Below are 9,197 nucleotides of genomic sequence, written 5' to 3' on the forward strand. Positions count from 1 at the left end.
ATACCCCAGCTGCCTAGCCGCTACGCCCACCCCTCAAAAGAAAGGGGGGTGCTATTATGACACAGTCTGGAAAGCAGGAATCCAGGAAACCATCGATCAGAGCTAAAAGTATAGGCAATCTCAGCTTAATTTTTCAAATGCGTTTGCCCTGGAATTATTGTCGACAAATCCTTAACACCAGTGATACAATATTGCTATGCAAACCAGAGATTTAGACTTGACAGAAATCATAAATGGAGAGGAAGTAATGGGTCCAAGTCCGTTTTTTAAACATCAAAGGATTGTAAGCAAATTACATCTGATTATAGGGCAGTTCGTTAACAGGAATAATCTTGGAGAGGTTTGTCTCTCCCCTCTCGATGTAATTTTTGAAGAAGGAGTCAACCGCCTGCAACCTGATATATTATTCATTAAAAAAGAGAATATGAACATTGGGCAGGACTGGATAAGAGGAGTGCCTGATATGGTATGTGAAATCATATCAGCGGGTAGTTATGAAAAAGATACAGATATTAAGAAGGCAATCTATGAGAAGTACAAAGTACCTGAGTACTGGATTGTTATCCCTGAACTTCAAACCATTGAGATTTTAACTATAGATGACGACAAGTATAAGTTACATTCCATTGCAGCATTTGAAGGAGTTGTTATCTCTAAAATAATTGAAGGATTGCAAGTTGCTATCAAGGATATCTTTGGGTTGTGCTGCTAACAATGTAATCTGACACTGGATAGATAAGATGGTGTCTGAAAATAAAACAAATCGGTTATTCTGGCGAGGTGGAATAACATTCCCGTGTGCTACACTATCTTAAGCGGCTCCTTGGCTAATAATCCAGAGTAATAACCCTGTCTGACAGTGGTTAGGAGGTGTATGTGAGTAGTATATTCATAAGCGCTGCGGCCTGTGTTTCAGAAGGGTTTTAGTTTTAAATAAGGTTATTATGGAAGAGCGAGATATATTTTTTAACGAATCCCATGATTTAATCTGTATAGCCTCTATGGATGGCTATTTCAAACAGGTCAATCCGCAGTTTGAAAAGACACTTGGATTTACGCGGGAGGAACTCCTGTCAAGACCGTTGATAGATTTTATCCATCCCGATGACCACGAGGCTACATTTGTAGAAATAGACAAACAAATCAAAGGGCTGACAACAAAGAACTTCGAGAACCGGTATTTCTGCAAAGACGGCTCAATAAAGATATTGTCATGGATGGCGGTGCCGGTCATGGAGGATGCCAGGATATATGCCGTTGCCAGAGATGTTACTGAGCACAAGGCAATGGAGCTGGAACTACGGCTGCAGGGTGAGATAATAACGAATATGGCCGAAGGGGTAATCTTGGTAAACGCCGTGGACAACAGGATTGTTTACGCAAACCCTAAAATGAGGCAAATGTTCGACTGTGAAGATATGGAGTGTACGGACATATGCCTAAGTACGCTCATTGCCCCATCACATATAACAGTCCATGAGATAGGAGAATCTCTGCAAAACGGTGGTGTATGGAAAGGAGAACTGCTGTGTACTAAGAAGACAGGCGTTCATTTCTGGATATATGCGACTATCTCTACATTTGAACATAACAAATACGGTACGGTTTGGATTGCGATATTTAAGGACGTTACCGAACGCAAGCAGGCGGCGGCAGACCTTGATAAGTTTTTCAACCTTTCTCTGGATATGCTGTGTATAGCGGATGTCGATGGATATTTCAGAAGGATAAATCCCATGTTTGAAAAAACGCTTGGATTCACCGCAGAGGAACTGATGTCAAGGCCGTTTATCGAATTTGTACACCCTGATGACAGACAAAAAACACTGAATGAGATGGTAAAACTCTCTCAGGGGCTGAATGTGATAAATTTTGAGAACAGATATATCTGCAAAGACGGGACGTATAAAGACCTTGTGTGGATTTCTTCGCCTGAGGCGGGATTTTATTACGCAACCGCCCGCGATATAACAGAAAAGAAGAAGATAGAAGAGGAAATAAGGATAGAAAGAGATAAGTTGATTTCAATTATGGAGACCATTGATGATGGTATTTATATCACTGGTCAAAACTGCGAACTTCAATACATAAACCCTGTGGTAGAACGGGAATTCGGCGCGGTGACCGGACGTTTATGCTACGAGTATTTTTATAATAAATCAGAGCCGTGTCCGTGGTGCAGGAAAGAGGAGGTCTTCTCTGGTAAAACCATTTACTGGGAGTGGCATTATCCTGCGAACAATAAGACTTATCACAGGTATGATACACCTATAAAAAACAGAGACGGCTCGGTGTCAAAATTTGCATTATTTCACGACATTACAGAACTGAAAAAGTCAGAGATGCTTATAACAGCTTCACTTAAGGAAAAAGAGATGCTTGTTGGGGAAATCCACCACAGAGTAAAGAATAATCTGGCAATAATCTCAAGCCTCCTGAGGATGCAGAGTTATTCCATCAAAGACATAAATTCGTTGAGGATATTCAAGGAAACCGAGAACAGGATAAAATCGATTTCCTCGGTTCATGAGATGCTCTACCGCACCAATGACATGACCAGCGTTGATTTCAGGGAATATATTGACAAGCTCATAAAGACAATTTACAGCACATACAGGGGTAATTTATCCGGCATTAAGCTGATAACAGATGTGAGCGATGTATCTTTAGGAATAGATTTAGCCATACCTTGCGGCCTGCTGATTAATGAACTTCTCACAAACGCTGCTAAATACGCATTTCCAGCGGGGGGCGACGGTGAGATACACATAGGTCTCCATTGTGCCTCAAACGGTATAATCGAACTGACTGTCAAAGATGATGGGGTTGGTATCCCTGAGACACTTGATATATGGAACACAGAAACGCTTGGCTGCCAGTTGATAACAGGCATAACGAAAACCCAACTGCGAGGCGAATTAGAACTGAAAAGGGATAATGGAACGGAAATAATAGTGCGATTCAAGGCGAGGGGGCATACTAGTGGATAAAAAATCTGTATTAATCGTAGAGGATGAGTTTATCATAGCAAACGCGATAAAACTGATCATACAGGACATGGGCTATTCTGTCATTGATATTGTATCCTCCGGTGAACAAGCGATAGAACTGGTAAAGACCAGCACACCAGACATAATTCTCATGGATATATCGCTCAATGGGCAGATGGACGGTATTGAGACCGCAATGAAGATACGCGTGAGTCTCGATGTACCGGTAATCTTTCTAACCTCACACGTCAACGATGCACTGCTTCAGAGGGCTAAACTAACCGAGCCATTCGGGTATTTACTTAAACCGTTTCAGGACAAGGAATTGCAGACAAACATAGAGATGGCCCTCAACAGGCACAACATGGAGAGCAAGCTGAAGGAATTAAACAGAACGTTAGAAAACAGGGTAAAAGAGGAGGTAGAGCTAAGCAGACAAAAAGACTACCTGTTGATACAACAGTCCAAAATGGCGTCAATGGGCGAGATGATTGGGGCAATTGCCCACCAGTGGCGCCAGCCCCTGAATGCCGTCGCCCTATATGTTCAGGACGCAAGAGACGCCTATGGATGCGGCGAACTTGACAAGGCCTATCTATATGAAATGGTAGAAAACACCTTAAGGCAGGTCGAGTTCATGTCTAATACTATCAACGATTTCACGAATTTTTTTAAACCAAGTAAGGAAAGGATGCCGTTTAAAATAAATACCGCCATACAAGAAGTGATTTACCTGGTCTATGATTTGTTTACAGAGTCAGGCATAAAAATCAGCTTGTCGTGCACATATCCAGAGGCTGTGCGTAAGACGACAGTAAGTCAAACTCAGGCAATATGTCTCTGTAAACCAGAACTAACAGTTGAGGGATTCGAAAACGAATTCAAGCAGGTGATACTAAATGTCCTATGTAACGCCAGAGACGCCATTCTCAGCAAGGGCAGCGCCGTAGAGGACGGCGAGATCTCAGTTGTGCTGTCAAAGTTAGCCGACATGATAATAGTCGAGGTAAGAGATAACGCCGGAGGTATACCAACAGAGGTTCTTGATAAGCTGTTTGAGCCGTATTTTACAACAAAAGGGGCAGCAGGTACGGGAATTGGCCTCTACATGTCAAAGATAATAATAGAAAGCAACATGGGCGGCAAAATATACGCAGTCAACGGGGAAACAGGCGCCGTCTTTACGATAGAGCTGAACAATTTCACGGCCTGAGTTACTGGATGACCGGCAGTTAGACTTAAGTCGTTCTTATGCACAGATTAGAAACTGCTGAAAAAGTTCAATCTCCTATTGATTCAGAATCAGGTATAAAGTTATAATACCGCATGGTGGCAGATTTTTTTATAAGCACTAAAGAGGTATTCTGTGTACTTTGGCGAGGGAACATATGAAAAAACTGGCGGTAATAATAACGGCGCTTCTTGTTGAATATAAAGCGGTAAAACAATATCTGACAGAAGTTAAAGAGGATTCTCACGAAAAAGGCAATATTTATGATAAAGGGATTTTTAAATATGATGATCAACGATGGGAAGTTGGGCTTGTTGAGTGTGGCAAAGGAAATCAAAATGCAGCCGTTCACACGGAAAGGGCTATTGAGCATTTCAAGCCTGAGGTAGTTCTGTTTGTCGGTGTGGCAGGCGGTATAAAGGATGTACAACTCGGCGACATTGTAGCTTCCGAAAAGGTATACGGGTATGAGTTTGGCAAAGACAAAAAGAGTTTTCACCCCAGACCGGAACTACATAGACCATCTTTCAGGATTGGAGAGCGCGCCAAGCATGAAGTAAAATCTGACGATTGGATCGCCAATATTTCAGGTGTTCAGCCTGATCCGAAACCTCAAGCCTACTTTGCTCCCATCGCGGCCGGGGAAAAAGTGGTGGCAAGTACACGGTCTGCTACGTATAAGTTTTTGAAAAATCAATACGGCGATGCCCTGGCTGTCGAAATGGAAGGAATAGGGTTTTTAACTGCCGCGTATGCAAATCAGGAAGTACAGTCTTTGTTGATTCGTGGAATATCGGATCTTATAGACGGCAAAGAACTTTCAGACAAGCAAAAATGGCAAGAGAAGGCAGCAAACAATGCCAGCGCCTTTGCGTTTCACATTCTGAAGAAGTTTGTTTCTGCCCCTGGCAGCAAATCTCATCATTTTCATATTCCCCATCCGAGAAATCCGTTGTTTACTGGGCGTGAGGAGATTCTGGGGAAACTGCGCAAGAGCCTTGTCGAAAAGAAGGATAGCATCTTGACGCAGGCGATAAGGGGGCTTGGCGGGCTCGGAAAGACCCAGACTGCACTTGAGTATGCGTATCGCTACAAGGACTCTTATGACGCGGTGCTTTGGGTCAAGGCCGGCTCTAATGATTCAATTGTCTCTTCGTATATCGACATCGCTGCCGAGCTTGGTCTGTCGGCAAGAGACCCGAAGGAGCAGGAGCGTGTCGTTTCGGACGTGAAAAACTGGTTAACTGCAAATACGGGCTGGCTTGTCATATTCGACAATGTTGACGACGAGAAAGTTTTAAATAAAATCAGACCGGATTATATACCGTCAAATGCAGTTGGGGTGACGCTTGTCACGACCCGTCTTAAGGCAACCGGGACATACGTTAATGCAACGCCGTTGGAGAAGATGACGCTGGATGAGGGAGCATGCTTTCTTCTTCGCAGGGCGAAGATAAGCGACGGCGATGCAATCCAGTTCGAGTTGGCTAAGGAGATTTCACGAACCCTGGGCGGTCTGCCGTTGGCGCTGGATCAGGCCGGGGCATTTATTGAGGCGACACAGTGTGGGTTGAAAAAATACATAGATATTTACAAGATTAAAAGTTCTGGCCTGCATGGAACCCGTATCATTCATGGAGCCGCGACTGAACACGAGCATCCCGAATCGGTAACCACGACATTTACGCTTTGTTTTGACAAGGTATTGGAAAGCAGCCCCGTGGCTGGGGAGTTGATACGCTTTTGCGCATTTTTGGATCCGGATGGAATACCGATTGAGATATTTACCGGGGGTGCCTCCAAGCTTGGGGAAGAATTAAGCAAAGCGGCATCCGATCAATATGAGTTTGAACTAATGCTCAGCGAAGCGAGCCGGTATTCACTGATCGAAAGAGAGGGCGACACACTTGAAATACACCGTCTCGTCCAGGCGGTTATAAAAGACGGGATGAGCGGAAATGATCAAAGGCAATGGGCAGAGCGTGCGGTCAATGCTGTCAACAAGGTTTTTCCTTACGTCGAGCTTAAGAACTGGCCCATTTGCAAGCGGCTACTTTCAAGCGGACAGGCCTGTGCCGGATTGATCGAGTGGTATAACATTGAAACTGTAGAGGCGGCACTACTTCTCAATCACATTGGGTTTTATCTGAATGAAACTGGTCGTTATGAACAAGCGGAGCCGATGTATAAGCGATCTCTTGAGATAAGAGAGCAAGTCCTGGGCAAAGACCACTTTGGTACGGCAACGGGCCTAAACAACCTGGCTGGGTTATACGATGCGCAGGGGCGGTACAAAGAAGCGGAGCCGATGTATCAGCGATCTCTTGAAATAAGAGAGCAAGTCCTGGGCAAAGACCACCCTGCTACGGCAGAGAGCCTAAACAACCTGGCTGGGTTGTATAGAGAGCAGGGGCGGTACGAAGAAGCGGAGCAGATGTATAAGCGATCTCTTGGAATAAGAGAGCAAGTCCTGGGCAAAGACCACCCTGATACGGCAACGAGCCTAAACAACCTGGCTGGGTTGTATAGAGCGCAGGGGGGGCGGTACGAAGAAGCGGAGCAGATGTATAAGCGATCTCTTGGAATAAGAGAGCAAGTTCTGGGCAAAGACCACCCTGATACGGCAACGAGCCTAAACAACCTGGCTGGGTTATACTATGCGCAGGGGATGTACGAAGAAGCGGAGCCGTTGATGAAGCGAGCCATTGGAATAAGAGAGAAGGTTCTCGGGGCTAGTCACCCCACTGTGGTTACAATGCGTGAGAACTATACAGCCATTTTACAAGTAATAACCGCGATAAAAAGTGTAGGGAATAACGAGGCAGTCCAAAGTAAGAGAAAGATATGACCCACTGTGGGCTTTTTGAAAAACACTCACACAATATCGATAACTGAAGCTGAAACTTTCCGAAGAAGTCGTGACGTTCTTTGACCAACAAAAAGGACATTCGAATTTTCGATCAAGAGCTGCCAAAACGTCAAAAACCCGACGAAAACAAAAAAATTTGCAAAATCACCTAATAACTTTGCAAAATCGGTTGATAAGTTATAACCAGCCGGTGATCTTTCGAAATATCGAAGACAGCTTAAACTGCGGGAGAAACCTTCTTTCGCAAAATGTCTTAGTGGTTGAGTCTTGCGAGAGCCTCTTGCTTATTTCAACTATCAATGCCCCAATAAAATATGTCCCAAAGATTAATGAAAATACCTTAAGCACCGTACCCCCGTGTTCCCCATTTTTGTACTATCTACCCGACATTATATAATACCAGCGGCATAAAAGTATGCAAATAAATAATCAATGTGGTAAAATTTACCCGCTATGACAGAAGGACATAATTCCGGCATAACACACAAACTCTACCTCGGGTGTTTTGCCGCAATAGTCCTCCTTGCAGTGATTCTAAGGATATATAAGGCCTATTATACCGGTGTTATTTATGACGAGGCCCTCACATATTTCAGATTTTCAATGGATTTCAACAGTGCAATTTCAAATTATTCATCGACCAATAATCACCTGTTGAACTCGGTTTTGATTTATCTGTCGGTCAAAGTCTTCGGACAAAGTTTTCTTGGGGTGCCAGCAATAAGGCTGCCTGCGGTTTTTTTTGGCATAGTGTATGTGGTATCGATTGCACTTGTTATAGAGACCGCCTTAAGGGGCAGAGTGCTAAAGATACTTGTGCTGGGGGCTTGCCTGTTTAATTATTTAATCTTTGATTTAACAATTCTGGCCAGGGGATATGCAATAGCCCTGGGTGCGGTTTATCTGGAGCTGCTGGTCATTGTTTTATATCCAAAGCTCCTGAAAGACAAGGCTGACTCTATGGTCATTCTTTTTAGTGCCCTGAATTTTATTGCATTAGGTGCAATGTTAACGAGTTTGTACACTATTGTGCCTCTGAATCTTGCCTTCCTTGCGGTTATGTTCCACCGATTAAAAACAGTGCAGCTCACGGTCTCTGACAGGCCGTATGACGCGCTTAAGAAAACTGTTCAGGCAGGGGTTGTAATTCTGTGCCTGACTTGCGTGGCATTGGCTTTGCTCTATCATAAAGTTTTTACAAAAATAATCTCGGTCTCAGGTAAGCACAGTGAAGTAAACAATGCACTCATAACTATATTAAAATCGCTTATCACAGAAGGTCTTTTTACAAACTGGGAATTCCCTCTGTCATCGATTTTAAATATTCTCCAGACAATTATACTGCCGCTGATGGTCGCTCTTACCGTGTTGTTCCTCTTAAATGTGATACTAAGTAAAAAAACCCTGCCAGCCGCTGCTTTAATAGTATTGTCTGTGCTTGCGGCTTCATTTTTGTTTGCTTACGCAGCACGTACAGCGGCTGGAGTGTCTCTGGGCTTTACGCGTAATCATGTGTTTTGGCTGCCTCTGATATTTATATCTGCCGGTATTGTTATGGACGGGGCTCGTATTAGTCCGCTTGCGCCTTTGAAGACCAGCATATACGTTGTGACTTGCCTGGTGTCTGTTGTCCTGATTGCCGGACCTCTGATGTCCTTACATGTTGTAACCACACATGACTGGAAGCCGCAGAGCGTGGTTGGCCCGCTGCTTCGGCAGTTGAGCAAAACAGACCCGCTGAGGCGTTGGAGGCTTGGATTTTCCGATAAGCTGGAATATAATCTTTATCCATATCTCTTTTATAACAATGAAGCATACAGGATTAATGATTCAAACGCTGCAGTATATCATATATCAGAAAAAGACTTACACACAGGGATTTTATACCAATATGATTTGTTTAAAAAGTTCGATTGTGTCGTGGTGCTTGACTCTTCAATGCGGCAACCCTTACCAGGGCAAACGCATTAGAAAAATTAAGCTGAGATTGCCTAAACTTTTAGCTCTGATCGATGGTTTCCTGGATTCCCGCTTTCCAGACTGTGTCATAATAAAACCAGTCAGCCCCCCCCCATTCTTTGAGGGGGGCATGAGTCTGCTGCGGAGG

The 9,197-nt window shown here is 44.0% G+C and carries 6 protein-coding genes; 5 read left to right on the forward strand and 1 reads right to left on the reverse strand.

Translation table 11 applies throughout. The features are described from left to right. Positions 1-217: 217 nt before the first annotated feature. From ASN18_RS16280 to ASN18_RS16295, 4 genes are all read left to right on the forward strand, one after another. Positions 218-712: a Uma2 family endonuclease gene (locus tag ASN18_RS16280; protein ID WP_236861837.1), complete on the forward strand. Its 495-nt coding sequence runs from the start codon at positions 218-220 to the stop codon at positions 710-712. Between the two features lie 232 nt (positions 713-944). Next, entirely contained in the window at positions 945-2,990 is a 2,046-nt protein-coding gene (locus ASN18_RS16285; RefSeq protein ID WP_085053846.1) for a PAS domain S-box protein, read from the forward strand. Further along, positions 2,983-4,203 (forward strand): response regulator, encoded by a 1,221-nt coding sequence (locus tag ASN18_RS16290; protein WP_085053847.1) that lies wholly within the window; start codon positions 2,983-2,985, stop codon positions 4,201-4,203. Before ASN18_RS16285 ends, ASN18_RS16290 begins: the two co-directional genes overlap by 8 nt. A gap of 175 nt (positions 4,204-4,378) precedes the next feature. After that, on the forward strand, positions 4,379-7,069 hold the full coding sequence (locus tag ASN18_RS16295) for a tetratricopeptide repeat protein (RefSeq protein ID WP_085053848.1): 2,691 nt from the start codon (positions 4,379-4,381) through the stop codon (positions 7,067-7,069). 198 nt (positions 7,070-7,267) lie between these two features. Here ASN18_RS16295 and ASN18_RS17345 read toward each other — a convergent pair whose 3' ends face one another. Then, a complete protein-coding gene (locus tag ASN18_RS17345) occupies positions 7,268-7,438 on the reverse strand; it encodes a hypothetical protein (RefSeq protein WP_157073064.1) in 171 nt (56 codons plus the stop codon). Between the two features lie 105 nt (positions 7,439-7,543). Between ASN18_RS17345 and ASN18_RS16300 the strand changes: the two genes are divergently transcribed. Beyond that, positions 7,544-9,061 carry a hypothetical protein gene (locus ASN18_RS16300; RefSeq protein WP_085053849.1) on the forward strand — a complete coding sequence of 506 codons (1,518 nt, stop codon included), beginning with the start codon at positions 7,544-7,546 and terminating at the stop codon, positions 9,059-9,061. Positions 9,062-9,197: the final 136 nt, after the last annotated feature.

It is taken from the genome of Candidatus Magnetominusculus xianensis, assembly GCA_001541255.1.
In the GTDB taxonomy this organism is placed as follows: Bacteria; Nitrospirota; Thermodesulfovibrionia; order Thermodesulfovibrionales; family Magnetobacteriaceae; genus Magnetominusculus; species Magnetominusculus xianensis.

Excerpts from the sequence above, each read along its gene's own strand:
- ASN18_RS16285 (WP_085053846.1), top strand. The coding sequence starts at position 945 with ATGGAAGAGCGAGATATATTTTTTAACGAATCCCATGATTTAATCTGT.
- ASN18_RS16300 (WP_085053849.1), top strand. The coding sequence starts at position 7,544 with ATGACAGAAGGACATAATTCCGGCATAACACACAAACTCTACCTCGGG.
- ASN18_RS16295 (WP_085053848.1), top strand. The coding sequence starts at position 4,379 with ATGAAAAAACTGGCGGTAATAATAACGGCGCTTCTTGTTGAATATAAA.